Origin of the sequence: Marinobacter sp. DSM 26671 (assembly GCF_900112835.1) — a bacterium.
In the GTDB taxonomy this organism is placed as follows: Bacteria; Pseudomonadota; Gammaproteobacteria; order Pseudomonadales; family Oleiphilaceae; genus Marinobacter; species Marinobacter flavimaris.
Genome location: NZ_FONF01000072.1, coordinates 1 through 1,384, shown reverse-complemented (window position 1 = coordinate 1,384; position 1,384 = coordinate 1). Strand labels below are relative to the sequence as shown.

2 protein-coding genes are annotated in these 1,384 nt (G+C 58.9%); both read right to left on the bottom strand.

Translation table 11 applies throughout. The annotated features are described in order from the left end of the window. On the bottom strand, positions 1-902 hold a 902-nt coding region (locus BM035_RS22190; RefSeq protein WP_139216103.1), incomplete at its 3' end, for an alkaline phosphatase. A gap of 11 nt (positions 903-913) precedes the next feature. Beyond that, the coding region (locus BM035_RS22185; protein ID WP_175497459.1) for an alkaline phosphatase at positions 914-1,384 on the bottom strand (471 nt) is incomplete at its 5' end.

Sequence of the window (1,384 nt, the reverse complement as noted above, 5' to 3'; positions counted from 1 at the left end):
TCGGTGCGGTCGCCTTCGACACTGGATCGCGCATCCGGGCTGTTGAACCTGGCATCATTTGGCAGGAAGTGGCGACGGCCGCCGCCCATGACCACATCAAGGCCGTCAATATCCGCGCCGGTGCGTGCTTCGAGGTTTGCTTCAAAGTTCACCAGTTGGTCGGCAATATCCTGGCAGCCGTCGGTAACTGCCTCGGGAGGCATATCGGAGATGTCTTCCCAGTTACGATCTGCCGACTTGGCGTAGGTGGCTGCCGGCGTGGCGTGAGTGATACGGGCAGTCGATACCACCCCGGTGGCCTTGCCAGCAAGTTCCGCCAGCTCCGTCAGTGTCATCAGCTCGTTACCCGTGGCCGAACCACAATCGCCCCGGCTAACGTCTTCGTCCACGCCAAGCACGCCTACATCGGTTTTTACACCAGACACCATGGCTGTCATTGTGCCAGCGGAGTCGGGCACTTGCGCATCTACGTTATAAGTTTTGGCCAAGCCGGCGAACGGAAAACGCTCGAAGCTCAGTTGATGCTCTTCCCCCGGCTTGCCCTGATTCTGGCCATCCAGAATACGCGCCGCTGTGACGGTTGAAACGCCCATGCCATCGCCCACGAACAGGATAACGTTCTTTGCCTTGCCCCGTGCATCGGCGATGGCCGCCTGCAGGGAGCCCGATTGAGTGACAGGGGCCACGGTACCGGTAACCTCGGCCCAGGCCGCTTTCGCCGCTTCGATATCCTGTTGGCCCTGCTGGAACCAGGGGTTGGTCAGCGACGTTTCCAGTTGTTGCGAGGAAAGGCTGGTCACAGCCTCATCGGCTGGCTGCACGGGGCTGTTATCGTCGTCATCCGTGCACCCGGTCAGGACAAACATTGAAGCCGTCAGTGCGCTGTAAAAGAATTTGTTCATTGCCTTGCTCCTTATTCTTCGATTAAGCCCAGAGCCTGGTCGATCAGGTGAAAAACCGTGCTTTGTTCGATGGTTCCCTGCGCCAGATGAGCACCCGGTCCTTTTGCATGCAGACTGACGTCCTCACCGGAATGGGTCTCGCTACCAAGCGGAACCAGCGCCTCCTGGTGATAACCAGTGGTGGTGGTATCCACGCCAGTAAGATTCTGACGTCCGGCGTTAGGTGCCTGGCTGTAGGCCACGTCTGAATCCGTTTCCATACCAAGATTACGGAAACCGAGTCCGTTGGCGTACCCCAGGGTGGTGTAGGGCATGCCATCGGCGGCCAGTGCCGGCTGCGTCTCGCCAACATTAACCACCTTGCCCAGAATCGGGTTGCCCCGCTTCGGATAACCGGCCATCGTGAACACATGGCTGTGATCAGCGGTGACAATAATCAGGGTATCCTCCGGGTTGGTTTGATCCGCGGCCACTTTTACGGC